The following is a 25,299-nucleotide window of genomic DNA, read 5'->3' as shown; positions in this document are numbered from 1 at the left end:
CGCTCACGGCGAAAATGCGATTCGTTCTCACGACTTATTCACGGGCGGAGTAGGATCGGGCCAGTTTCGCCGCGGGTGCGGCGAGCGTCGTTTCTTTAGGGATGGAGGTGGAGCTCATGTCGCACGAGAAGAACATCGAATCGCGCCGTCGTTTCCTCAAGGCTGCCGTGGGAACGGCTGCCGCCGCCGCGGTGATCGGCACGATGCCGCGCATGGCGCGCGCCGCCGACCTGCCGCACCTGGCCGAGTCCGACCCGACCGCCAAGGCACTGGGTTACGTGGAAGACGCCAGCAAGACCACCGACCCCAAGCACACGGCGGGCAACAACTGCGCCAACTGCCAGTTCTATTCCGGCGGGCCGACGGGTTACGGCCCGTGTCAGTTGTTCCCGGGCAAGGCGGTGAATGCGAAGGGCTGGTGCGTATCGCACGCCACCAAGAAGGCTTGATCGCGAAAGGGCGGCACCGATGTCCGTCAAAGAAAGCCGGCCTCGTGCCGGCTTTTTTTATGACGACGACTGATGCGACACATGCAAGTGGCACGACGCGACGTCGTTGCGCTTGTGCGATGAGTGGATGAAGGAAAGAAACTCGAGCCGATGGCATCGGCGAGTAGAAGATGCTGCCCAGACGCGTCAGGCCGAGGAGCTGACCCGCCTGACGCGCCGGGCGGCAATCCGGGGCCCACTGCCAAGTGATCAACCCACGGAGCACAGATGATACTCCTGGCGGGTGGTTTTGGGGCCTGGCGGGGCCAACTTTTTATCGAAAAACTCTCGTTAAAACCAATAAAAACAAGCAGTTGCTAAAACATTCGAGACTGGCCATCACGAATGAAAGCCTGCCGCAGCCTATTCACGTCGCCTGGGTGATCTTGGCCGCCCAGGCACGTTTTTCGATTTTTCACCCAATTTGACGATTTTCGCCGAAATTAGCTCTGGAGCTGGCGGCGCAGGCGACTATGGCGCAGGCCATAGCCGAAGTAGATCGCCAGGCCGACCACGGTCCAGATGATCATCAGCAGCCAGTTGAACCAGGCCATGGCACCGAGTAGGGCCAGGCAGCTAAGCACGCCAGCCGGGCAGATCACCCAGGCCCACGGCACGCGAAAACCGCGATGCATGTTCGGCGCCGTGTAGCGCAGGATCAGCACGCCGGCGCACACGGCCACGAACGCGATCAGGGTACCCATCGAAGTGAGATCGGCCAGCAGGTCCAGCGGGAACACCGCGGCGAGGATGGCGATGCCGATGCCCGTGATCACCGTGTTGATGTGCGGGGTGCGATGACGCGGGTGAATGCGATTGAACACCGGCGGCAGCAGACCGTCGCGCGACATGATCATGAAGATGCGCGGCTGGGCAATGATCATCACCAGGATCACCGAGGACAGACCGATCATCGCGCCGATTTCCACGATCAGGCGCAACCAGCCGAGTTGCGGGTGGTTCTTGATGGCCGTGACCACGGGTTCGCTGGTGCCCAGTTCGGTGTAGGAGATCAGACCGGTGAGCACGGCAGCCATGGCGAGGTAGAGGATGGTGCAGATCACCAGCGACACGAGCGTGCCGAAGGGCAAATCGCGCTGCGGGTTCTTGCACTCTTGCGCCGCGGTAGAGGTGGCCTCGAAACCGATGTAGGCAAAGAACACCATGGCCGCGCCGCGCATGATGCCCGACCAGCCGTAATGGCCCGGGCCCTGGTTCTCGGGGATGAACGGGTGCCAGTTGGCAGCGTCCACATAGCGGTAGCCGGCGACCACCACGATGATGATCAGGCCCACCTTGAGTGCCACCATCAGCACGTTGAGGCCGGCGGACTCGCGAATACCCACGTAGCACAGCGCGGTCAGCGCCAGAACGATGGCCACCGCAGGCAGGTTCATCAGGTGCCCAGTGGCGACCAGGTGTCCATCGGTAAAGGCCAGCGGCGCTTCGGTGAGTGCCTTGGGGAGATGGATGCCCACATGATCCAGCAGGCTGGTGAAGTAACCCGTCCAACTGGCGGCCACCGCCGATGCGGAAATGCCGTACTCCAGCACCATGTTCCAGCCGATGAACCAGGCGACCAGTTCGCCCAGCGTGGCGTAGGCGTAGGAGTAGGAGCTGCCGGAGACCGGGATGAGCGTGGCGAACTCGGCGTAGCACAGCGCCGTAAAACCGCTGCAGATCGCCGCCAGGATGAAGGAGATAAGTACGGCCGGGCCAGCGTGCTCAGCGGCTGCCTGCCCGGTGACGACGAAGATACCGGTGCCGATCACGGCACCAATACCCAGCGCGGTAATACCCCAGGGGCCCAGGGTGCGTCGCAGGGTGGGGCCGTGGGTGGCGTCGTCAGCGTCGGAGAAGTCGGTCTTGCGGGCAATTAACTGTTTGAGCATGCGTCAGCCTGGTGGCGCGTCGGGCGCCGTGGCGCCCTGGGGCAAGGTCAGGGGGTGAATATTGAATGTGATGCCATGTTGGCCACCCCCAGCCGTGGCTGGGGCTCCGCGCCGGCGTGCCGGTCACGGGAGCACAGTCAATACCGAACCTCTGGGGTTGGTCAGGAGTTGTGTTTACGCAACTTGCTATGGGCGTACCCGTAGAAGAAGTAGATGAGCATGCCGATGGTGGTCCAACCCACCATCAGCGGCCAGTTGGCGCGGAACGACTGCCAGAACAAGTACAGGCAGATCACCGAGCCGAGAATGCTCACCACCCAAATGCCAGGCACGCGGAACGAGCGCGGCAGCTCCGGGCGGGTATAGCGAAGAATCAGCACGCCAATGCACACCGTCGTGAACGCGAGCAGCGTGCCCATGGAAACCAGTTCGCCCAGGATGCTCACCGGGAACAGGCCAGCCAGTACGGCGGCGAGCACACCGGCGATCACCGTGGCCACATGCGGGGTGCGGAAATGGCCATGCACGCGCGACATGCCCTTGGGCAGCAAGCCATCCTTCGCCATGCTGAAGAAGATGCGCGAGGTGCCCAGCAGCATCACCAGGATCACCGAGGAAAGGCCGGCCAGTGCGCCGAACGAAACGATGGCCTTCAGCCAGGTCAGTTGCGGATACAGGCTGAGCGCGGTGGCCACCGGCTCGGGCGTGCCCAGGATGTGATAGGGGGCGATGCCGGTAAGCGTCAGCGCCATGGCGATGTAGAGCAGGGTGCAGATGAACAGCGAGCCGAGAATGCCGATGGGCATGTCACGCTGCGGATTCTTCGCTTCGCCCGCGGCGGTGGAGACGGCATCGAAACCCACGTAGGCGAAGAACACCAGCACGGCGGCGCGGAAGATGCCACTTGTGCCGAAGCGACCCGGGCCTTCCTGCGGCGGAATGAAGGGGTGCCAGTTCTCCGGGTTGATGTAGCGGAACGCGAAGATCAGAAACAGGCCGATCACCACCACCTTGATCGTCACGATCAGCGAATTGACGAAGGTGGATTGGGTAATGCCGCGATAGCACAGCATGGTGAGCGCCGCGACGATGATGACGGCCGGCAGGTTCACCAGCGCACCGGTGCTGACGATCCGGTGGGTATCGGTGAACTTGAGTGGTGCCGAGGAAAGGTAGTCGGGCAGGGCCAGCGACATGCCGGTCCAGTGACCGAGAATGGATAGGCACTCGTTGAAGTACCCGGACCAACTCGCGGCGACCGTGGCGACAGCGAACAGGTATTCGAGAACGAGGTTCCAGCCGATGAACCACGCGACGATTTCGCCCAGCGTGGCGTACGAATAAGCGTAAGCACTGCCGGAAACCGGAATCATCGCGGCGAACTCGGCGTAGCACAGGCCGGCGAAGGCGCAGGCAATGCCGGCGACAATGAAGCTGACGACCAGAGCGGGGCCAGCGTGCTCGGCGGCGGCCTGACCAGTGATCACGAAGATGCCCGCACCGATAACAGCGCCGATACCCAGCATGATCAGGTGGCGCGCGGTGAGCACACGCTTGAGGGTGGCTTCCCCTTGCAGACTATCGTGCGGCAACTCGCCGGCGTCGACGTGCGGCGACGCCTGAATCGGATGCGTCGCAAACAGGTTCTTAAGCATGTCTCTCCCCTACCGCCTGTCCTGGTTTCTATGTCTTATTAAGCATGCGACCCTGGCTTGCGTCAGGGTCGGTGCGTCGCTACCCCAGCGACGACAGGCCACCATAGCCCAGGGGGGCGCGCAGGTACAAGTTGCATTGCGGCTGGTTCGACGCGCCCGGCGACGGCTGTCACGCCTTGATCGTTCCCGAAAATTGTTGCACGGCACCAGCACTCAGAATCCCACGTTGAGTGCGATCTGGGGCGCTACATAAGCGGCACTGTTGTGGCCGGCAAAGCTGAGCTGTGCACCGGCGATCACCCCGATGTCGCTATTGAAGTTGTACTCGATGGCCGGCGCCACGCTGTATGTCCACTGGGAGGAGCCTGGATGCTCGACCGCCTCGCAACTGCCGGAGGAGGGACATTGCCAGCCACGAATGCGAGAGCCGCGCTGGTGATCCCAGGTAAGGTCCATGGCGAGCGCCCAGTGCGCGCTCAAGGCGTATTCCGCGGCGGTCGAGATGCTCAGTGTGCGTCCCAACCGGGCCGAACCGAGAAAGTCGGAGGAGGTGCCGTGCGCACTCGTGCCATCGATGGAAACCCGGTTGGGTGAGGGGCCCCACCCGAGCAGGCCGCGCAGCCGCATGGTGTGGCCGTTGTCGAGCACGAGACGATGCTGGGCAAAGATCGCCAGCTGGTTCGAGGACGCGCCATTGCCCGTGCCATTCAATGGGTTGTCGCCCAGGCGATCGTAGCGGCCTGTGGGAAACGTGTGCGCGTAACTGGCCGAGACGGCGGTGCCGTTGCCATCCGCGCCGGGCGCGACCAGCATGTACTGCAATTTTACCTTGGTGTCGGTCTGGCGGGCGCCATCGCTGTGCTGCCGGCCGGACACGTTATACGCGCTGCCAAGATCCAGCTCCGCGCTGAAGCGGTCAGTGATGCCGTAGTTGAACTGCAAAAGCATCAACCATTGATGGGAGCCAGGGTGCTGGGTATGCCGCGTTCCATCGAGGTCGTAGTAGGCGTGCGATTCGGTATGGATCAGGTACGACTCGAAGTTGCCGGTACCGGCGGACAAAGCGGCGGCGTTTGGAGTGACCAGTGGTCCGGTAAAATTGGCCGCTGCTTCGTCGGCGTGCGCGGGAACTGCGGCTACCGCGCTGAAGATCGACAAAGCAATGAGGGCTCTTTGCATCGAGGCGCGCGTCCTAGGCTGAGGGTGGGGCATGGCTCAACGATGCGTTCGGTGAGCTGCCGTTCATGCTAGGAAGCAGCGCGGTCGTGCCTATATGGGCGTTGGCTGAAATAATGAGGAGATTCGTCTTGTTCTGCGTGCAGGTCCATTCTTCGGGAACGCATCATCCATGATTCATTTGCTCGACCAGTTCCAGACTTACCGTCAGCAGTGGCCTGCCGAGGCCGATGTTCCTCACTTCATCGAGCTTCTGGCGCTGGCCGAACACGCGTTCGTGCGCGAGAACCGCGAAGCGCATTTCACGGGTTCGGCCTGGCTGGTCAGCGCCGATGGCGAGCGGGTGCTACTCACTCACCATCGCAAGCTGGAGCGCTGGTTGCAGTTGGGCGGCCATGCCGATGGCGACAGCGACCTGGCGCGCGTGGCCTTGCGCGAGGCCGAGGAAGAATCCGGGCTGGATGGCCTCTGTGTGGAGCCCACGCCTTTCGATCTCGACCGGCACCGCATTCCAGCGCGTGGCGATGAGCCGGAGCACTGGCACTACGACGTGCGCTATGTGGTGCGTGCTGGCGACAACGAGCGCTTTCAGGTGAGCGAGGAGTCGCATGCGCTGGCATGGCGCTCGATCCGCGAGATTGCCGACGACCCATCGAGCGATGTTTCGTTGCGCCGCATGGCGCAGAAGTGGCTGCTGCGCCCGTAGCGCGATCGCGCCGCGAGGCGCTTCGGTGCGCGGCTGGCGTGTTTGTCCGCGCGCCGGCGTTGGCGGTGCGCGGACTGTCAGGCGTACTTGGCGGGTACCGAGTGCAGGTGCCCGCATTCCACGCAGGTGCGGGCGTCGATCGATCGATAGAAGCGTTCGAACACCGGCGGGAAGTCCTGCTCGATGCTGTCCAGGGTGAAATACTCCTCGTACAGCTTGTGGTTGCAGCGCTCACAGAACCACATCAGGCCGTCTTTCTCGCCGGCGAGGCGCCGCCGTTCGATCACCAGTCCGATCGAGTCGGGCATGCGCTGGGGTGAGTGCGGCACGCACGGGGGTAGGTAGAACATTTCGCCGGCCCGGATGGGGACGTCGCGAGCCACGCCCTCGTCCTGCACCTTGAGCACCATGTCGCCCTCGATCTGATAGAAGAACTCGGGGCCTTCCTCATAGTGGTAGTCGGTGCGCGCGTTGGGCCCGCCCACGATCATCACGATGAAGTCGCCGTCCACGATGCATTTGTTCCCCACCGGTGGTTTGAGCAGGTGACGGTGTTCGTCGATCCAGCGCTTCAAATCGATGGGCGGCAGCAGGGACATGGGGCAATCCGTCGAATATGTTCCGTCAAGATAGCCCTATGCGCCGGCGGGGGGAATGTTCCTTTCAGGCTATCCAGCGTCCTTCGTGCACGATGGCCTCCAGGCGGGACAGCTCCCGTGATACGTCCAGGCCTTCGGCCGCGATCCAGCCATCGTTGTAATAGGAGCCGCGGTAGCGTTCGCCGCCATCGCAGATGAGGCTGACCACTGGGCCGCGTTCGCCCATGTCCTTGAGTTCGGCCATCAATTGCAACACACCGACCAGGCTGGTGCCGGTGGAGCCGCCGCAGCGGCGACCCAGCAGGGTTTCGAGTAGGCGCAGGGCAGCCACGGAGGCGGCATCGGGAACGTGCAGCATGCGGTCGATCACGCGCGGCAGAAACGATGGCTCAACCCGTGGGCGCCCGATGCCTTCGATACGCGAGCCACGCGTAAGCTGCAGGCTGGCATCGCCGCCATAGAAGTAGTCGTAGAACACCGAGTGCTCCGGATCGACCACGGCAAGGCGGCTCAGATCGTGGAGGCCCGAGCGGTAGCGAATATAGCGGCCGATGGTGGCCGAGGTGCCGCCGGTGCCTGCGGGAACCACGATCCAGCGGGGCTCGGGGTCGGGCTCGTGCTGCATCTGCCGGAAGATCGATTCGGCGATGTTGTTATTGCCGCGCCAATCGGTGGCGCGTTCGGCGTAGGTGAACTGGTCCATGTAGTGCCCGCCGAGCTCGCTGGCCAAGCGCTGTGCGGCACCGTAGACATCGGTGTCGTCGATGAAATGGCAGTGGCCGCCAAAGAACGTGATCTGCGCTACCTTGTCGGGCGATGTGTGGCGCGGCATCACGGCGAAAAACGGCAGACCCAGCAAGCGCGCGAAGTAGGCCTCGGAGATCGCCGTGCTGCCGCTGGAGGCTTCGATCACCGGGCGTCCGTCTTGCAGCCAGCCATTGCAGATCGCATAGATGAAGAGTGAGCGGGCCAGCCGATGCTTGAGGCTGCCTGTGGGGTGTACCGACTCGTCCTTGAGATACAGCGGAATGCCTGGGAACGCGGGCAGGTCCACCCGGATCAGGTGGGTGTCCGCCGAGCGGTGCGCCTCGGCGTCGAGGGTTTGGATGGCGCGACGGGTCCAGGTGGCGTGCATCCGGCGAGCTTAGTCAGGTTGCAGGGCGGCGCCGTTGATATTGATCAGTGCGTGGCGGCGTAGGCTCGGTTCTCGCCTACGCACCTATCGTCCTGCATCTGCTGGATGCTTCCGGGCGCTTGGTTAGATTGGGGAGTTTCGGCGCGCGATCTTCGCGGGCCCACAACCTGGGAGAGCCATTGATGGCCCACGACATTCGTACACCACTACCAGCGCCGGCCCAGCCGTTTTCCTGGGCGACGCGCGCCGGCGGCCTCATGTTCACCGCGCATGGGCCGGTGGATGCCAAGGGCAATATCGCGCCCGGCGACATTCGCGTGCAGACACGCCTTACCCTGGCCAATCTCGTGGCGGCAGTGACGGCCGCCGGGGCGCGTCTGGATGACGTGGCGCAGGTGTTGGTCTATCTGGTGGACGGCGGCGACGTGGCGATCATGGATGAGGTGTACCGGGAGTTTTTCTCGGCGCCTTATCCCAATCGCGCAACCGTGGTGGTGCAGGCGTTGGTGCATCCGCAGATGCGGATCGAACTGGTGGCGTACGTGGCGCTGCCATCGTGAGGTTATCGAGCATGGCGCGCCATCTTTGCGAAGACGGGGATGATGCACCGCGTTTCTGAAGGCGAAGCGCGGAAATGATGGGCAGGATCACCTTGTTCCTGACGCATGGCGGCAAGGCGTGCCGCGTGCCACATGACAGAACCCCGGCATTCGCCGGGGTTCTGAGGGGTGCTTAGACTTCCAGGGTGGCCAGGTCGCCCTTTTCTTCCAGCCATGCCTTGCGGTCGCTGGCGCGCTTCTTGGCCAGCAGCATATCCATCAGTTTGGTGGTGCCGTCGTCGCCGTCCACGGTGAGCTGCACCAGGCGGCGGGTATCGGGGTGAATGGTCGACTCGCGCAGCTGGGCCGGGTTCATCTCGCCCAGACCCTTGAAGCGCGTGGTGCTGACCTGGCCCTTCATCTTTTCGCGCTCGATGCGCTGGAGCAGGGCGCTCTTCTCGTTTTCGTCCAGGCAGTAGAACACCTGCTTGCCCACGTCCACGCGGAACAGCGGCGGCATGGCCACGAACACGTGGCCCTCGCGCACCAGGGCGGGGAAGTGGCGCAGGAACAGCGCGCTCAGCAAGGTGGCGATATGCAGGCCGTCGGAGTCGGCATCGGCGAGGATGATGACCTTGCCGTAGCGCAGGCCGCTCAGGTCGTCCTTGCCCGGGTCGCAGCCGATGGCGACGGCCAGGTTGTGCACTTCCTCGGAGGCGAGCACAGAGCCCGATTCCACTTCCCAGGTGTTGAGGATCTTGCCGCGCAGCGGAAGAATCGCCTGGAATTCCTTGTCGCGCGCCTGCTTGGCGCTGCCGCCGGCCGAGTCGCCTTCCACCAGGAACAGCTCGGTGCGGGTGAGGTCGGTGGCGGTGCAGTCGGCCAGCTTGCCGGGCAGGGCCGGACCTTGGGTGATCTTCTTGCGCACTACCTGCTTGGCGGCTTTCAGGCGCGCGCTGGCGCGCTCGATGGCGAGCTGGGCGATGCGTTCACCCAGGTCCACGTGCTGGTTGAGCCACAGGCTGAAAGCATCATGGATGACGCCTTCGACCATGCCGGCAGCATTGCGCGAGGACAGGCGTTCCTTGGTCTGGCCGGCGAATTGCGGGTCCTGCAGCTTGGCCGAGAGCACGAAAGCGAGGCGCTCCCACACGTCTTCCGGGGCCAGCTTCACGCCGCGCGGCAGCAGGTTGCGGATGTCGCAGAACTCGCGGATCGCATTGGTGAGGCCCGAGCGCAGGCCGTTCACGTGCGTGCCGCCCTGGGCGGTGGGAATGAGGTTGACGTAGCTTTCCTGCACCAGCTCGCCCTCCGGCAGCCAGGCCAGCGCCACGTCGAGGCCATCGGCCTCGCGTTGCACGTGGTGCACGAACAGTTCGGCGGGAATGGCCTCGGCATTGGAGAGTTCGTCGCGTAGGTAGTCGCGCAGGCCGTCTTCGTAGAACCACTCGTTGACGTCGCCGGTGGCTTCGTCGACCAGCTTCACGTTCAGGCCGGCGCACAGCACGGCCTTGGCGCGCAGCAGGTGGCGGAGCTTGCCGAGGGAGATCTTGGGCGAGTCGAAGTACTTGGGGTCCGCCCAGAAGCGCACGGTGGTGCCGGTTTTCTTCTTGGGCACCGTGCCGATCACTTCGAGTTCGCTGGCGCGGTCGCCATTCTCGAAGGCCATGCGGTATTCGTTGCCATCGCGGCGGATGGTGACTTCCACGCGGTTGGAGAGCGCGTTCACCACCGACACACCCACGCCGTGCAGGCCGCCGGAGAAGTTGTAGTTCTTGCCGGAGAACTTGCCGCCCGCATGCAGGCGCGTGAGGATCAGCTCGACGCCGGGCACGCCTTCTTCCGGGTGGATGTCCACCGGCATGCCGCGGCCGTCGTCGCTCACTTCGACCGAGCCGTCGGTGTGCACGATCACCTCGATCGACTTGGCGTGGCCGGCCAGGGCCTCGTCCACCGAGTTGTCGATCACTTCCTGCGCCAGATGGTTCGGGCGGGAGGTATCGGTGTACATGCCCGGACGGCGCTTGACCGGATCAAGGCCGGAGAGGACTTCAATGTCGGCGGCGTTGTAACGACTGCTCATGCGTAGGAATTCAGCGAGGTTAGGCGCGGGAGGATGGGTTGCCGGGGCGGGCAGGTCAAGGGTTGCCGCACGGGTTCAGGCCAGCGGGGCGCAGTGGCGCTCCAGCCAGGCCAGGTCGGCGTCTTCCAGCAAGGGGGCGAGGGCGGCGCGCACAGTGGCGTGGTAGTCGTCCAGCCAGGCCCGTTCCTCCGGGTTGAGCAGGCCCGGCTCCAGGGCGCGCCGGTCGAACGGGCACAGGGTGAGCGTTTCAAAGGCGTAGAACTCGCCGAACTCGGTGCGGTCGGCCTCTACCACCACCGCCAGGTTCTCGTGGCGGATGCCGTGGCGGCCCGGCTTGTACAGCCCCGGCTCGATCGAACTGATCATGCCGGGCTCCAGCGGCACCAGGGTGGCACCCGAGGCGGGCGGGCGAATGCCCTGTGGGCCCTCGTGCACGTTAAGAAAGTAGCCCACGCCGTGGCCGGTGCCATGGCCGTAGTCCATGCCGCTGGCCCACAGGGGCGCACGCGCCAGGGCGTCCAGTTGCGGGCCGCTGGCGCCTTTGGGGAAACGGGCGCGGCTGAGCGCGATGAGGCCCTTCATGACCAGGGTGGCGTCGCGGCGCTGCTCGCTGGTGGTCTCGCCCAGGGCCAGTACGCGGGTGATGTCGGTGGTGCCGCCCAGGTATTGGCCGCCGGAATCCACCAGCAACAAGCCTTGCGGCTTGAGTGTGCTGTGGGCTGCGGGAGTGGCGCGGTAGTGCGGCAGGGCGCCATTGGCCTGGTAGCCGGCGATAGTGGCGAAACTTTCGCCAACGAAATTGGGCTGGGCCGCGCGTTCCTCGCGAAGCAGGGCATCTACGTCCAGCTCGGTCTGGGTCATGCCGGCGGTGACGCGTTCTTCCAGGCGGCGGAAGGCGCGAGCCAGCGCGGCGCCGTCGCGGCGCATCACATCGCGGATGTGGTCAAGCTCGGCTTCGCTCTTGCGGGCCTTGAGCAGGGTGCTGGGGTTGGCTGCATCGATCAGGGCCACCTTGCTGGGAATGGCCGACGCCACGGCCACCACGACACGAGCGCTATCGAGCAGAAGTCGATCGCGTTCACTCAGTTCGGAGAGGGCGTCGGTTACCGTGGCGTAATCGGCGATGCGTACGTCGTCCGCCGCCAGTGCGGCGACCAGGGCATCGGTGAGCTTGCCCCGGTCGATGAACAAGGTGGCATGCCCTTCGGCCTGTACCAGCAGGTGGGCGAGAAAGACCGGGTTGCACTCCACATCGCTGCCACGCAGGTTGGTGAGCCAGGCGATGTCGTCGAGGCTGGACACCAGGTGATGGGTGGCGCCGAGCTTGCGCATGGCGGTACGCAAGCGTCCCAGCTTGTCGCTGCGCGGCTGCACGGCGTAGCGCAGCGCGTGCTCGAACACCGGGGCGACGGGCAGGGCGGGTCGATCAGGCCAGATCAGGGCAGGCAGGTCCAGATCGGTGCGCAGGTGCGCGTCCGTGGCAGCCAGCCGGCGTTCGAGTTGGCGCGCGGTGCCCAGCGACACACTGTCACCGGCGACCGCGAGCACATCGCCCGCGCCAAGGCGCTGCAGCAACCATTCGATATGTTCCGGCGCGTGTGCCACGCGCTGCTTCATCAGTTCGATGCCCGACCCGGCAAGCTGTTGAGCAGCTTGGGCAAAGTAGCGGCCGTCGGTCCATAGTCCAGCGTGATCGTGCGTGACGAGCAAGGAGCCCGCCGAGCCGTCGAAGCCCGAGAGCCAGGTGCGTGCCTGCCAATGCGCGGGCAAATACTCGGAGAGATGCGGATCGGCACTGGGCACGAGGCAGGCGGCGATGTCTTTCTCGCGCATGATTTGCCGCAGAGAGGCGAGCTTGGCGGGCGTGGTCGGTTCCATTCGACCATGGTAGCAGGGCGCGCGGTATCGACTATATTCCCATTAATTCGCCCATTCTCCACACAGCTATGCGGGTGCGCGCACTTGCATTTTTCTGTCAAGTCGTCGCAGTCATCTGCGCAAGAAATTTCTCCTGCGGCATTGTGTCTCAAGAGTGTTTCAACCGAAGGCGCTTGCCGCTAGCATGCCGCGTCCCCACGCTGGTCCCTTCAGGTAGTCAGTGAACATGCATGCCTTACTTTCGCGCTTGCGCTATGCAGGCGTCGGCGCCGCTGTGTTTCTCAGCGGCTGCAATATGGAAGTTCTCACCCCCAAGGGTGATATCGGTGCCCAGGAGAAGTCGCTCATCCTGATCGCGCTGGGTTTGATGGCCATCGTGGCCATTCCGGTGATCGCGATGACGCTGTGGTTCGCCTGGCGTTACCGCTCGTCGAACAAGAAGGCCACCTACGCGCCCAACTGGTCGCACTCCACCAAGATCGAAGTGGTGGTGTGGACCATTCCGGCCATCATCATCGTCATTCTTGCTGCGATCACCTGGATCAGCACGCACGAACTCGATCCGTACAAGCCGCTGCAGTCGGAGGCCAAGCCGGTCACGGTGCAGGTGGTTTCGCTCGACTGGAAGTGGCTGTTCGTCTACCCGGAATACGGCGTGGCTTCGGTCAACGAACTCGCCTTCCCGACCGATCGCCCGGTGAATTTCCAGATCACCTCCGATTCGGTGATGAATGCCTTCTTCATCCCGCAGCTGGGCAGCCAGATCTACGCCATGGCGGGCATGGAAACCAAGCTGCACCTGATTGCGCGCGAACCGGGCACGTATGCAGGCCTGTCGTCGAATTACAGCGGCGAGGGCTTCTCGGATATGCACTTCAAGGCCATCGCCACCTCCGAGGACGGCTTCAAGGAGTGGATTGCCAAGGCCAAGGCCACGCAGGTCACGCTCGATAGCGACAGCTACAAGGCCCTGGCGCAGCCCCGCGAGAAGGCGCCGGTCGCCTACTACGGCAGCGTCGCGCCGGGCCTGTTCGTTGGCGTGATCAACAAGCACATGGGCGAGATGTCGCATGACGCCGGCATGCACGGCGACATGAAGATGGAAGGCATGCATCACGACGCGCCGCAGGAAAGCATGCAAATGGATATGCACCACCACGAGGGCGGCGACACGGCGTCCTCGGCCATCACCCCGGTCAAGGCAGAGAAGTAAGCCATGTTTGGAAAGCTCACCCTAGACGCGATTCCGTATCACGAGCCCATCGTGATGGCTACGCTCGCCGTCGTGCTCCTCGGCGGCGCGGCCATGCTCGCGGCCCTTACCAAGTTCCGCCTGTGGGGCTACCTGTGGAAGGAGTGGTTCACCTCGGTGGACCACAAGAAGATCGGCATCATGTACGTCATCGTGGCGCTGGTCATGCTGATGCGCGGCTTCGCCGACGCCGTCATGATGCGCGCCCAGCAGGCGTTGGCAGCGGGCGATTCTGCCGGCTACCTGCCGCCGCATCACTTCGATCAGGTGTTCACCGCCCACGGCGTGATCATGATCTTCTTCGTGGCCATGCCGTTCATCACGGGCCTGATGAACCTGGTGGTGCCGCTGCAGATCGGCGCCCGCGACGTCGCCTATCCGTTCCTGAACTCGCTCAGCTTCTGGCTGTTCATGTCGGGCGTGGTGCTGGTGATGGTGTCGCTGTTCGTCGGTGACTTCGCCGCCACCGGCTGGCTGGCGTACCCGCCGCTGTCGGGCCTGTCATACAGCCCCACGGTGGGCGTCGACTACTACATCTGGTCGCTGCAGTTGTCCGGCCTCGGCACCACGCTGAGCGGTATCAACTTCATCGTGACCATCATGAAGATGCGCACGCCGGGCATGAAGCTGATGCAGATGCCGGTGTTCACCTGGACCGCGCTGGTCACCAACATCCTGATCGTGGCTGCGTTCCCGGTGCTGACGGTGACGCTGGCCCTGCTCACGGCCGACCGTTACCTGGACATGCACTTCTTCACGAACGAGCTTGGCGGCAACGCCATGATGTACGTGAACCTGATCTGGATCTGGGGCCACCCGGAGGTCTACATCCTGATCCTGCCGTGCTTTGGTGCGTTCTCGGAAATCGTCGCCACGTTCTCCAAGAAGCCGCTGTTCGGCTACAAGTCGATGGTGTACGCCACCTCGTGCATCGGCGTGCTGTCGTTCGTGGTGTGGTTGCACCACTTCTTCACCATGGGCTCGGGCGCCAGCGTCAATGCCTTCTTCGGCATCACGACGATGATCATCTCGGTGCCTACCGGCGCCAAGCTGTTCAACTGGCTGTTCACCATGTATCGCGGTCGCGTGGACTTCAACGTGCCGATGCTGTGGACGGTAGGCTTCATGGTCACCTTCGTGATCGGCGGCGTCACCGGCGTGCTGCTGGCCGTGCCGGGCGCGGACTTCCTCCTGCACAACAGCGTGTTCCTGATCGCGCACTTCCATAACGTGATCATCGGCGGCGTGATATTCGGCGTGTTCGCCGCCATCAACTACTGGTTCCCGAAGGCCTTCGGCTTCCGTCTCAACGAGTTCTGGGGCAAGGCGTCGTTCTGGTGCTGGCTGGTCGGCTTCTACCTGGCCTTCATGCCACTGTACGTGCTCGGCCTGAAGGGCATGACGCGCCGCATGAACCACTACGCCAACCTGGAATGGCAGCCGTACCTGATCGTCGCCGCCCTCGGCGCCGGCGTGATCGCGTTGGGCATCTTCTGCACCGTGGTGCAGTTCTATGTCTCGATCCGCGACCGCAAAAAGCTCACCGATCCCAGCGGCGACCCGTGGGGTGGCCGCACCCTGGAATGGGCCACCAGCTCGCCGGCGCCGTTCTACAACTTCGCATCGCTGCCCCAGGTCCACGCGCTGGACCAGTTCTGGGAAGACAAACAAAACGGAGTCGCTTACGTGCAACCTGCCAAGTACGAAGACATCCATATGCCCCGCAACACCGGCGTCGGTGTGGTCATGGGCGCGTTCGGTACCGTCCTGGGTTTTGCCCTGGTGTGGCACATCTGGTGGCTGGCGGCCGTTGGCCTGCTGGGCATGATCGGCGCCTTCATCGTCCGCGCCTACGACCGTGACATTGATTACTGGGTGCCGGCGGCCGAGGTCGAGAAGATCGAGCGTTCGCGTCACGCCGAGCTCAAGCAGTTCCAGACCACGCAGGTGGCTCCGGCAGCGGCGCCCCAGCGTCAGAAGGTGGCGTAACCCATGAGCAGTCCTGCAGTAAGCGCCGCGCACGGCGCGCTCGACGGCATCTCCCACGGCGGGGATGCCCACCACCACGACGATGGCTCCAAGACCCTGCTGGGGTTCTGGATCTACCTGATGAGCGACTGCCTGATCTTCTCGGGCCTGTTCGCGACCTTTGCCGTGCTGGCCAACGCCACCGCGGGCGGCCCGACCGGCAAGGAGCTGTTCGAGCTGCCGTTCGTGCTCGGCGAGACCATGCTGCTGCTGATCTCGTCGGTCACCTTCGGCATGGCCATGCTGAACATGCATGCGGGCCAGAAGGGCAAGGTGCTGGCGTGGCTGGCGGTGACGTTCGTGTTTGGTGCCGGCTTTATCGGCATGGAAGTGTACGAGTTCGCCAAGCTGATCCATGAAGGCGCCGGCCCGAGCCGCAGCGCATTCCTGTCCAGCTACTTCACCCTGGTCGGCACCCACGGTCTGCACGTGACCTGCGGCCTGATCTGGCTGGTGGTGATGATGGACCAGATCCGCCGCTTCGGCCTGACGGGCGACACCACGCGTCGCCTGTCGTGCCTGAGCCTGTTCTGGCACTTCCTGGATATCGTCTGGATCTGCGTGTTTACCTTTGTCTATCTGCGGGGGGCCATCTGATGTCCGGCGCTCATCATTCCCACGACGCGGCCCATCACGACGCCGCGCATGCCGACCACGGCAGCACCAAGTCCTACCTGATCGGCTTTGCCCTGTCGGTGGTGCTTACCCTGGCTTCGTTCGGCGTGGTCATGAGCGGCCTGGTGCCGCACGACCTGATGATGCCCGGCATCGTCGTGTTCGGCGTGGCACAGCTCATCGTGCAGTTGGTGTTCTTCCTGCACATGAGCACGTCGCCGGCCCAGCGCGGCAACCTCTCGATCATGCTGTTCACCATCCTGATCCTGGCCATTGTCGTGGTCGGCTCACTGTGGGTGCTGCACAACATGAACGTGAACATGATGCATCCGACCTCGCAGATGATGCCGGTGGAATAAGCCGACCTGATCTGCGTTCAACGACAGGGGCGCCCTCCGGGGCGCCTTTGTCGTTTTCGGGGGCAGGTGGGCAGGGTGCTCAGGGCGGGAGTTCCACCGTGGGCTCGCCTACATGGGTGGTGCCGGGCAAGGCGCACAGGCTGGCGTGAGACAGGCCTGCGGCTGCTAAGCCTGCGGGAAAACTTGAACGAACCAGTCAGGCAAGGCCGTCAAGCCCTCGCGGCCGGACCGTTCTTCCTCTAAAATGCCGATTTCCAGCACGGCTGCATCCCATGACCCCCTTGATTTTCGTCACCGGCGGTGTGGTGTCCTCGCTTGGCAAGGGCATCGCCGCGGCGTCGCTGGCTTCCATTCTGGAAGCGCGTGGCCTCTCGGTCACCATGATGAAGCTCGATCCGTACATCAACGTGGATCCGGGCACCATGAGTCCCTTCCAGCACGGCGAGGTCTACGTGACCGACGACGGCGCCGAGACCGACCTGGACCTGGGCCACTACGAGCGCTTCGTCCATACCCGCCTCACCGGCAAGAACTCCATCACCACCGGCAAGATCTACGAATCGGTAATCCGCAAGGAGCGCCGCGGCGACTACCTGGGCGCCACCGTGCAGGTGATTCCGCACATCACCGACGAGATCAAACACTGCATCCACGAGGCCACCCGTGGCTTCGACGTGGCGCTGGTGGAAATCGGCGGCACCGTGGGTGACATCGAGTCCCTGCCGTTCCTTGAGGCCATCCGCCAGCTGCGCATCGAGCACGGCCCGGAGAAGTGCCTGTTCATGCATCTCACCCTGGTGCCGTACATCAAGGCCGCCGGCGAGATCAAAACCAAGCCGACGCAGCATTCGGTGAAGGAGCTGCGCTCCATCGGTATCCAGCCGGACGTGCTGCTGTGCCGTTGCGAGCAGCCGCTGCCCGATGGCGAGCGCCGCAAGATCGCCCTGTTCACCAACGTGCCCGAGAACGCCGTGATCAGCGCGGCCGACGTGGACGTGATCTACAAGCAGCCGCTGTGGCTGCACAAGCAGGGCCTCGACGAAATCGTCGTCAAGCGCCTGGGCTTGCAGGCCGGGCCGGCCGACCTTTCTTCCTGGCAGCGCACCGTGGATGCGGTGGAGCACCCCAAGGACGAGGTCACCGTGGCCATCGTCGGCAAGTACGTCGAGCACAAGGACGCCTACAAGTCCCTGGGCGAGGCGCTGCGCCACGGCGGCATCAAGCAGCTCACGCGCGTCAATCTCAACTGGGTTGATTCGGAGCAGGTGGAAGCCGAAGGCGCCGCCAAGGTGCTGGGCAACGCCGACGCCATCCTGGTGCCGGGCGGTTTCGGCAAGCGCGGCTTCGAAGGCAAGGTGCTGGCGGCCAGGTATGCCCGCGAGAAGGGCGTGCCGTACTTCGGCATCTGCTACGGCATGCACGCCGCGGTGGTGGATTTCGCCCGCAGCGTGGCCGGCCTCACCGACGCCGATTCAAGCGAGAACGATCGCAACACGCCCAACCCGGTGATCGCGCTGATTACCGAGTGGACCACCGCCACCGGCGAAGTGGAAACCCGCAACGAGCGTTCGGACCTCGGCGGCACCATGCGCTTGGGCGCGCAGGAGTGCCGTCTCAAGGCCGGTTCGCTGGCGCGCCAGATGTACGGCCAGGACGTGGTGCGCGAGCGCCACCGCCATCGTTACGAGTTCAACAACCGCTACCGCCAGCCGTTCGAGGACCTGGGCCTGGTGATCTCCGGCAAGTCGATGGACGACCTGCTGGTGGAGATCGTCGAGCTGCCTCAGCAGCAGCACCCATGGTTCCTGGGTTGCCAGGCGCATCCGGAATTCACTTCCACCCCGCGCGACGGCCACCCGCTGTTCATCGGCTTCGTGCAGGCGGCCCGCGAGTTCAAGGCGGTGCGTGAAGGCGACCTCCTGGCCAAGGAGTCCGTGGCATGAAGTTGTGTGGCTTCGAGGTTGGCCTGAACCAGCCGCTGTTCCTGATCGCCGGCCCCTGCGTGGTCGAGTCGGAGCAGTTGCAGATGGATACCGCCGGCAAGCTCAAGGAAATCACCGGCAAGCTCGGCATCAACTTCATCTTCAAGTCCAGCTTCGACAAGGCCAATCGCTCCTCGGGCGCCAGCTTTCGCGGCCCCGGCTTGGAAGCGGGTCTGAAGATCCTGGGTGAGGTGAAGCGCCAGCTCGGCGTGCCCGTGCTCACCGACGTGCATGAATACACGCCGATGAACGAAGTGGCCGCCGTCGTCGACGTGCTGCAGACGCCGGCCTTTCTGTGTCGCCAGACCGACTTCATCCAGAACGTGGCGCGCGCCGGCAAGCCGGTGAACATCAAGAAGGGCCAGTTCCTCGCGCCATGGGACATGAAGAACGTGGTCGACAAAGCCAAGGCCGTCGGCAACGACGACATCCTCGTATGCGAGCGCGGCGCCAGCTTCGGCTACAACAATCTGGTGTCGGACATGCGCTCGCTGAGCGTCATGCGCGACACCGGTTGCCCGGTGGTGTTTGACGCCACCCACTCCGTGCAGTTGCCGGGCGGGCAGGGCACCAGCTCAGGCGGCCAGCGCGAGTTCGTGCCGGTGTTGGCGCGTGCCGCGGTGGCGGTGGGCGTGGCCGGCCTGTTCGCCGAAACGCACCCGGACCCCTCCAAGGCGTTGAGCGACGGCCCCAATGCGTGGCCGCTCGACAAGATGGAGGCGTTGCTGGAAACCCTGCTCGAACTGGACCAGGTCACCAAGCGACATACCTTCCTCGAACATACGCTCTGATTCGCCATGGGGGAGGCGAGTGAAGCGCATCCCCCGCAAATCAGGCAGGATGTTTCCCCCGCTTCATTCAACTCGACAAGCTACGGACCCCATGAGCACCGACATCACCCGCATCCACGCCCGTGAAATCCTCGATTCCCGCGGTAATCCCACGCTCGAAGCGGAAGTGACCCTGGCCGGTGGCGGCTTTGGTCGCGCGGCAGTGCCCAGCGGCGCGTCCACCGGTTCGCGCGAGGCCGTGGAGCTGCGTGATGGTGACAAGGCCCGCTACCTGGGCAAGGGCGTGAAGAACGCGGTGGGCAACGTCAACAACGCCATCGCCAGCGCACTCAAGGGCTTCGATGCCGCCAACCAGGGTGGCCTGGACGCCAAGCTGATCAACCTGGACGGCACCCCGAACAAGGGCGTGCTGGGCGCCAACGCCATTCTCGGCGTGTCCATGGCCGCCGCGCATGCCGTGGCCGCCCAGAAGGGCCTGCCGCTGTGGCAGTACCTGGCCACCATCAATGGCACCACCGGCAAGCCGGGTGCGCTGCCGGTGCCGATGATGAACATCATCAACGGCGGTGCGCATGCCGACAACAACGTCGACGTGCAGGAATTCATGATTCTGCCGGTGGGCGTGTCCAGCTTCGCCGAGGCGCTGCGCGCTGGCGCCGAGGTGTTCCATGCGCTCAAGAGCGTGCTCAAGGGCAAGGGCCTGAACACCGCCGTGGGCGACGAGGGCGGCTTCGCGCCGAACCTGCGCTCCAACATCGAAGCGCTGGACACCATCCTCGAAGCGGTCAACAAGGCCGGCTACAAGATCGGCAGCGAAATCCTGCTCGGCCTGGACGTGGCCAGCTCGGAATTCTTCAAGGGCGGCAACTACGACCTGGAAGGCGAGGGCAAGGTGTACACGCCGGAGCAGTGGGTGGACGTGTTGGCCAGCTGGGCCAAGCAGTACCCGATCGTGACCATCGAAGACGGCATGGCCGAAGGTGACTGGACCGGCTGGAAGCATCTCACCGACAAGCTGGGCCAGACCGTGCAGTTGGTGGGCGACGACCTGTTCGTCACCAACCCGTCGATCTTCAAGGAAGGCATCGACAAGCACATCGCCAACGCCATCCTGATCAAGGTGAACCAGGTGGGTACGCTGTCGGAAACGCTGGAAGCCATCGCCATGGCTGACGCCGCCAAGTACGCGGCCATCGTGTCGCACCGCTCGGGCGAAACCGAAGACACCACCATCGCCGACATCGCCGTGGCCACCACGGCCACCCAGATCAAGACCGGCTCGCTGTGCCGCACCGATCGCGTGGCCAAGTACAACCAGCTGCTGCGCATCGAAGAGGCACTGGGTTCGGCGGCTCGTTACGCCGGCCGCGATGCGTTCCCCAACCTGACCCGCCTGCCGGGCTGAGCCGGGAGACCTATCGTCCATGTTGCGCTGGGTCGCCCTGATTCTGCTGCTGCTGTTGATCGGCTTGCAGATGAAGCTGTGGAACGGCAACGGCGGCGTGCGTGAAGTGGAAACCCTGCGCGCCGCGGTAAAGAAACAAGGCGAGGACAACGCCCGGTTGCAGCAACGCAACCAGGCGTTGGGCGCCGACGTGGACGATCTCAAGCACGGCGAACAAGCCGTGGAGGCGCGTGCGCGCGCCGAGCTGGGCCTCATCAAGCCGGGCGAAACGTTCTATCAAGTGGTCGAGAAGCCGGGCGCCTCACAGGCGCCCGCTTCCGCTGCCTCCACCGGCGGGCGCTGATCATGGTGTCCTTATGGTGCGTGGTGCCGGCCGCGGGGCGCGGCACCCGGGTTGGCGGCGATCTTCCCAAGCAATACCTGCCACTGGCCGGCCGGCCATTGATCCTGCACACCTTGGAAAGGCTGGCCGCGCACCCGCGCATCGCCGGTCTGATGGTGGTGCTGGGCAACGCCGATGCGCATTGGCCGGGCATCTCGCAATTGGGCGGCAAGCCCGTCCGCACCGCCATCGGTGGCGCCGAGCGCTGTGACTCCGTGCTGGCCGGGCTACAAGCCTTGCCGGCTGAGGTCGGTGACGACACCTTCGTACTGGTGCATGACGCGGCACGACCGTGCGTGCGCGAGGCGGACATCTCACGCCTGATCGATCAAGGCATCGCGGCCGGTGGCGCCTTGCTGGGCGCGCCCTTGCGCGACACCCTCAAGCGAGCGGGTGAGAGCGGTCGCAGCCAGGTCACCGAGCCGCGCGATCATCGTTGGCGTGCCTTCACCCCGCAGATGTTCCGCCGAGGCGAGCTTTCCACCGCATTGCGGGCTGCCTCGGCCGATGGCGTCACGGTAAGCGACGAAGCCATGGCGATGGAGCGCATCGGCTTGGCACCGCTGCTGGTGGAAGGTGCCGAAGACAATATCAAGGTGACCACGGCCACGGATTTCGCGCTGGCCGAATTCCTGTTACCCCGTACGACGTAAAGGAGAGGCCGCATGATGCGAATTGGCCAGGGTTTCGATGTCCATATCTTTGGCGAAGGCGATCACGTCATGCTCGGTGGTGTGCGCGTTCCGCACACCCGTGGCGTCGTGGCGCACTCCGATGGCGACGTGGTGATCCACGCCCTGTGCGATGCCATCTTCGGCGCGCTCGCCATGGGTGACATCGGCCGCCACTTTCCGCCAAGCCAGGAACAGTGGCGCAACGCGGACAGCCGCCTGTTCCTGCGTCACGCCGCCAAGCTGATGCGCGAACAGGGTTACTCGCTGGGCAATGCGGACGTTACAGTGATCTGTGAGGCGCCCAAGGTGGGCCCGCATGCGCAAGCCATGCGCGAGGCTGTGGCCGAGGAGCTCGGCAGCACCATCGATCGCATCAGCATCAAGGCCACCACGACCGAGAAGCTTGGCTTCACTGGGCGCGGCGAAGGCATCGCGGCACAGGCTTGCGTCTTGTTGGTCGTGGCATGAGCGAGGCAGGGGCCCGCAATCCGGCCTCGCGCCTCCACGAGCAGCTCGACACCATCAACGAGCTGCTCCGGCGACTGCATGGCCTGGGCCAGCTACCCGAGCCGGATGCCGACCTGGGTTTTCGCGAAACCCAGGTAGAGCTGCAACGCCTGCTCGATGACCTGCATCCCGCCGACATTGCCTATGTGCTGGAGGCCTTGCCGCTCACCGATCGCCTGGCCATCTGGCATCGGGTGAAGGCCGATCGTGACGGCGAGATTCTTCTGGAAGTATCCGACGCGGTGCGCGAGTCGCTCATCGCGGACATGGATCAGCGCGAAATCCTCGCCGCCGTCGAGCCGCTGGATGCCGACGAATTAGCCGACCTGGTGGACGACTTGCCCACCGAGGTGCTGCCCGAGCTGATGGCCAGCCTGGACGCGCAGCAACGCGAGCGCGTGCAGGCGGCGCTGTCCTACCCGGACGACCAGGTCGGTGCGCTGATGGATTTCGAGATGGTCACCATCCGCGAGGACGTGACCCTGGAAACCGTGCTGCGCTACCTGCGCCGTTTCGACGAGCTGCCCGCGCAGACCGACAAGCTGTTCGTGGTGAACCACGACAACCTGCTCACCGGCGTGTTGCCGATCCACTGGCTGCTGGTGAACTCGCCCGAAAAGATGGTGAGCGAGGTGATGGCGCCCGACGTCAACACCTTCCATCCCACCGATGACGCCTACGACGTGGCGCAAGCCTTCGAGCGCTACGACCTGGTGACCGCGCCGGTGGTCGATGGCGGTGGCTACCTCATCGGCCGCATCACCATCGACGCCATGGTGGACGTGCTGCGCGAAGAGAGCGAAAGCGAAGCGCTCAGCCGCGGCGGCCTGCGCGAAGAGGAAGACATCTTCGCCTCCGTGTGGAAGTCCGTGCGCAATCGCTGGGCGTGGCTGGCGATCAACCTAGTGACGGCCTTTATCGCCTCGCGCGTGATCGGCCTGTTCGAGGGCTCCATCCAGAACCTGGTGGCGCTGGCGGCGCTCATGCCCATCGTGGCGGGCATCGGCGGCAACTCCGGCAACCAAACCATCACCATGATCGTGCGCGCGCTGGCGCTGGACCAGATCACCCCCGCCAGCGCCCGCCGCCTGTGGCGCAAGGAAATCGGCGTGGCCTTGTTCAACGGCCTGGTGTGGGGCGGCGTGATCGGCCTGGTGGCGTGGCTGCTTTATGACAACCTGGCGCTGGGCCTGGTGATGACCGCCGCGATGACGCTCAACCTGGTGTTGGCCGCGTTCTGCGGCGTGGGCATTCCGCTGCTGATGATGCGCATGGGCCGCGATCCGGCCATGGGCTCCAGCGTGATGATCACCGCCATGACCGATTCGGGCGGGTTCTTCATCTTTCTCGGCCTCGCCACGCTGTTCCTGATGTAATACGCCGCTTGCGTCCTGCCTTTTCTTGCTATCGATAGCCGGCCCGAGCCGGTGGAGTCCCATGTCCGACCTTGAACTGCCCTACGCCTATGGCAACCCGCCTCTGAGCGCCGTGCTGCGCAGCACCCCGGAGGATTTCCAGGTGGAGGAGATCCTGGGCTATGACGCCGACGGCGAGGGTGAGCACGCGCTGCTGTGGGTGGAAAAGCGCGGCTCCAACACCGACTGGGTGGCAAAAGAGCTGGCCAAGTTCGCCGGCATTCCGCCGCTCAACGTGGGCTACGCGGGCTTGAAGGATCGTCACGCCGTGACGCGACAGACCTTCTCCGTGCAACTGGCCGGCAAACCCGATCCGGATTGGTCGGCTTTCCCGCATGAAGAGGTCAAAGTGCTCGCGGTCACTCGCCACAAGCGCAAGCTCAAGCGCGGCGCCCTGCGTGGCAACCGTTTCGTGCTGGTGCTGCGGCAGGTGCAGGGCGATCGCCAGGTAGCCGAGCAGGTGCTCGCGCAGATCGCCCAGCGCGGCGTGCCGAACTACTTCGGCGAGCAGCGCTTTGGCCGCGAAGGTGGCAACGTGGCGCAGGCACGGGCCATGTTCGCTGGCCGTCGGGTGGATCGCGACAAGCGACACTTCCTGCTGTCGGCGGCGCGCTCGCACATCTTCAACGCGGTGTTGGCCGCACGCGTGGAGCAGGGCGCGTGGGATGCGCCGATGGAAGGCGAGATCTGGTCGCTGGCCGGCTCGCGTTCGTGGTTTGGCCCCGAACCGTTCGATGCCACCTTGTCCGAGCGCCTGGCGCGCGGCGACATCCATCCCTCGGGCCCGCTCTGGGGCCGTGGCGACACGCCGGCCCAGGCCGACGTGGCCGCCCTGGAAAACGCCGTGGCGGCGGACAACAGCGACTTGGCCGAAGGCCTGGTTGCCGCCAAGCTCGATCAGGAGCGCCGAGCACTGCGCATGATTCCGCAAAACCTGACCTGGCGCTGGCTCGATGAGAATGCGCTGGAACTGAGCTTCGAATTGCCGGCCGGCGCTTACGCCACCACCGTGGTGCGCGAGCTGGCGCGCACCGGCTGACCTCCGCACGTGGTGAAGTCTGGCCAAGCGACCCTTTGCCCGTCTTTCCTGCGAACGCAGGAATCCAGTGCCTTCATGCTCAAGTGTTCAAAGTCGCTGGATGACTAGCCCTTCAACAGCACCACGACGGCGCCGGTGCCGCCCTGCATAGGGCGGGCCGACGCGAACGCCACCACGTCGTCGCGTCGACGCAGCAGGCGGTCGGTGAGCGCCTTCAGCACAGGGCCTGCCGCGCGTGAACGTAGGCCCTTGCCGTGCACAATGCGCACGCAGCGCAGCCCGCGTTGCTTGGCTTCCACCAGGAAATCGGCGATGCAGGCCTGCGCGGCGGCAGCATTCATCTGGTGCAGGTCGATATCGTCCTGGATGGAAAACTGCCCCCGCTTGAGCTGGCGCAGCAGTTTGGGCGGATAGCCGTCCCGCAGGTAGATCAGTTCCTCGCCAACCTCGATCGACGCCGGGTCGAAGGCCATGTCCAGCAGCTCGCCGGGCACGGCCGCCTCATCCGCCTCGAACATGCGGGCCAGCGGCTCGGGCTTGGGCGCGGCAGGGGCGGGCGCCACCGGATCGAGCGGTGTGACCTCGCCAATGGCCTCGCGAAAGAGGCGGGCGTCGTCGTCGGTGATCGGGGGCGGCGTGCGATGTTTCATCCCCGCATCGTAATGCAGCGGCTGCGACTTGGCGTCGCGCCGGCGCTGA

At 64.5% G+C, this 25,299-nt stretch carries 23 protein-coding genes; 15 read left to right on the top strand and 8 right to left on the bottom strand.

Annotated features, from left to right (window positions below; all coding sequences use genetic code 11):
* The first annotated feature begins 116 nt into the window (after positions 1–116).
* Positions 117–449, top strand: a complete 333-nt coding sequence (locus tag AC3G2C_RS11845; protein ID WP_488384812.1) for a high-potential iron-sulfur protein — start codon at positions 117–119, stop codon at positions 447–449.
* Between the two features lie 482 nt (positions 450–931).
* Here the strand turns inward: AC3G2C_RS11845 and AC3G2C_RS11840 are convergent, their stop codons facing one another.
* The 3 genes from AC3G2C_RS11840 to AC3G2C_RS11830 form a co-directional block, all read right to left on the bottom strand.
* Positions 932–2,380 (bottom strand): amino acid permease, encoded by a 1,449-nt coding sequence (locus AC3G2C_RS11840; protein WP_488384811.1) that lies wholly within the window; start codon positions 2,378–2,380, stop codon positions 932–934.
* A gap of 161 nt (positions 2,381–2,541) precedes the next feature.
* A complete protein-coding gene (locus AC3G2C_RS11835) occupies positions 2,542–4,035 on the bottom strand; it encodes an APC family permease (RefSeq protein ID WP_488384810.1) in 1,494 nt (497 codons plus the stop codon).
* Between the two features lie 213 nt (positions 4,036–4,248).
* The gene (locus AC3G2C_RS11830) at positions 4,249–5,214 is read right to left on the bottom strand and encodes a hypothetical protein (RefSeq protein WP_488384809.1); all 966 of its coding nucleotides are present in this window, start codon (positions 5,212–5,214) and stop codon (positions 4,249–4,251) included.
* Between the two features lie 169 nt (positions 5,215–5,383).
* Here AC3G2C_RS11830 and AC3G2C_RS11825 point away from each other — a divergent pair, with 169 nt between their 5' ends.
* A complete protein-coding gene (locus AC3G2C_RS11825; protein WP_488384808.1) occupies positions 5,384–5,917 on the top strand; it encodes an NUDIX hydrolase in 534 nt (177 codons plus the stop codon).
* A 77-nt stretch (positions 5,918–5,994) separates the two neighbouring features.
* Here AC3G2C_RS11825 and AC3G2C_RS11820 read toward each other — a convergent pair whose 3' ends face one another.
* The gene (locus AC3G2C_RS11820) at positions 5,995–6,516 is read right to left on the bottom strand and encodes a 3-hydroxyanthranilate 3,4-dioxygenase (protein ID WP_488384807.1); all 522 of its coding nucleotides are present in this window, start codon (positions 6,514–6,516) and stop codon (positions 5,995–5,997) included.
* 64 nt (positions 6,517–6,580) lie between these two features.
* Complete coding sequence (locus AC3G2C_RS11815; protein WP_488384806.1) at positions 6,581–7,651, bottom strand: PLP-dependent cysteine synthase family protein; 1,071 nt, start codon at positions 7,649–7,651, stop codon at positions 6,581–6,583.
* Positions 7,652–7,833: 182 nt separating this feature from the next.
* Between AC3G2C_RS11815 and AC3G2C_RS11810 the strand changes: the two genes are divergently transcribed.
* Positions 7,834–8,211 carry a RidA family protein gene (locus tag AC3G2C_RS11810; RefSeq protein WP_488384805.1) on the top strand — a complete coding sequence of 126 codons (378 nt, stop codon included), beginning with the start codon at positions 7,834–7,836 and terminating at the stop codon, positions 8,209–8,211.
* 172 nt (positions 8,212–8,383) lie between these two features.
* Here AC3G2C_RS11810 and parE read toward each other — a convergent pair whose 3' ends face one another.
* Complete coding sequence (parE, locus tag AC3G2C_RS11805; protein WP_488384804.1) at positions 8,384–10,273, bottom strand: DNA topoisomerase IV subunit B; 1,890 nt, start codon at positions 10,271–10,273, stop codon at positions 8,384–8,386.
* Between the two features lie 75 nt (positions 10,274–10,348).
* Positions 10,349–12,151, bottom strand: a complete 1,803-nt coding sequence (locus AC3G2C_RS11800; protein WP_488384803.1) for a M24 family metallopeptidase — start codon at positions 12,149–12,151, stop codon at positions 10,349–10,351.
* Between the two features lie 226 nt (positions 12,152–12,377).
* On the opposite strand from AC3G2C_RS11800, the gene cyoA reads away from it, so the two are divergent.
* From cyoA to truD, 12 genes are all read left to right on the top strand, one after another.
* Positions 12,378–13,364 carry a ubiquinol oxidase subunit II gene (gene cyoA / locus AC3G2C_RS11795; RefSeq protein ID WP_488384802.1) on the top strand — a complete coding sequence of 329 codons (987 nt, stop codon included), beginning with the start codon at positions 12,378–12,380 and terminating at the stop codon, positions 13,362–13,364.
* A 3-nt stretch (positions 13,365–13,367) separates the two neighbouring features.
* A complete protein-coding gene (cyoB, locus tag AC3G2C_RS11790) occupies positions 13,368–15,392 on the top strand; it encodes a cytochrome o ubiquinol oxidase subunit I (RefSeq protein ID WP_488384801.1) in 2,025 nt (674 codons plus the stop codon).
* A gap of 3 nt (positions 15,393–15,395) precedes the next feature.
* Positions 15,396–16,028 (top strand): cytochrome o ubiquinol oxidase subunit III, encoded by a 633-nt coding sequence (cyoC, locus tag AC3G2C_RS11785; protein ID WP_488384800.1) that lies wholly within the window; start codon positions 15,396–15,398, stop codon positions 16,026–16,028.
* Entirely contained in the window at positions 16,028–16,405 is a 378-nt protein-coding gene (gene cyoD / locus AC3G2C_RS11780; RefSeq protein ID WP_488384799.1) for a cytochrome o ubiquinol oxidase subunit IV, read from the top strand. The genes cyoC and cyoD overlap by 1 nt, the downstream gene beginning before the upstream one ends.
* 272 nt (positions 16,406–16,677) lie before the next feature.
* Positions 16,678–18,348, top strand: coding sequence for a CTP synthase (gene pyrG / locus AC3G2C_RS11775; protein WP_488384798.1), 1,671 nt, complete (start codon positions 16,678–16,680; stop codon positions 18,346–18,348).
* Positions 18,345–19,178 (top strand): 3-deoxy-8-phosphooctulonate synthase, encoded by an 834-nt coding sequence (gene kdsA / locus AC3G2C_RS11770; RefSeq protein WP_488384797.1) that lies wholly within the window; start codon positions 18,345–18,347, stop codon positions 19,176–19,178. Before pyrG ends, kdsA begins: the two co-directional genes overlap by 4 nt.
* Positions 19,179–19,269: 91 nt before the next feature.
* Positions 19,270–20,583 (top strand): phosphopyruvate hydratase, encoded by a 1,314-nt coding sequence (gene eno, locus AC3G2C_RS11765; protein WP_488384796.1) that lies wholly within the window; start codon positions 19,270–19,272, stop codon positions 20,581–20,583.
* A 19-nt stretch (positions 20,584–20,602) separates the two neighbouring features.
* Positions 20,603–20,926, top strand: coding sequence for a cell division protein FtsB (ftsB, locus tag AC3G2C_RS11760; protein ID WP_488384795.1), 324 nt, complete (start codon positions 20,603–20,605; stop codon positions 20,924–20,926).
* Positions 20,927–20,928: 2 nt separating this feature from the next.
* Positions 20,929–21,618, top strand: coding sequence for a 2-C-methyl-D-erythritol 4-phosphate cytidylyltransferase (ispD, locus tag AC3G2C_RS11755; protein ID WP_488384794.1), 690 nt, complete (start codon positions 20,929–20,931; stop codon positions 21,616–21,618).
* A gap of 15 nt (positions 21,619–21,633) precedes the next feature.
* Entirely contained in the window at positions 21,634–22,107 is a 474-nt protein-coding gene (gene ispF, locus AC3G2C_RS11750) for a 2-C-methyl-D-erythritol 2,4-cyclodiphosphate synthase (protein ID WP_488385189.1), read from the top strand.
* On the top strand, positions 22,104–23,522 hold the full coding sequence (mgtE, locus tag AC3G2C_RS11745; RefSeq protein ID WP_488384793.1) for a magnesium transporter: 1,419 nt from the start codon (positions 22,104–22,106) through the stop codon (positions 23,520–23,522). The genes ispF and mgtE overlap by 4 nt, the downstream gene beginning before the upstream one ends.
* Before the next feature lie 61 nt (positions 23,523–23,583).
* On the top strand, positions 23,584–24,600 hold the full coding sequence (truD, locus tag AC3G2C_RS11740; protein WP_488384792.1) for a tRNA pseudouridine(13) synthase TruD: 1,017 nt from the start codon (positions 23,584–23,586) through the stop codon (positions 24,598–24,600).
* A gap of 104 nt (positions 24,601–24,704) precedes the next feature.
* Here truD and AC3G2C_RS11735 read toward each other — a convergent pair whose 3' ends face one another.
* Entirely contained in the window at positions 24,705–25,250 is a 546-nt protein-coding gene (locus tag AC3G2C_RS11735) for a Smr/MutS family protein (protein WP_488384791.1), read from the bottom strand.
* Positions 25,251–25,299 lie beyond the last annotated feature (49 nt).

Source organism: Frateuria sp. sgz306004 (assembly GCF_057750885.1).
Note: the sequence above shows the minus strand (reverse complement) of the source record. Positions and strands in the feature narration are given on the sequence as shown.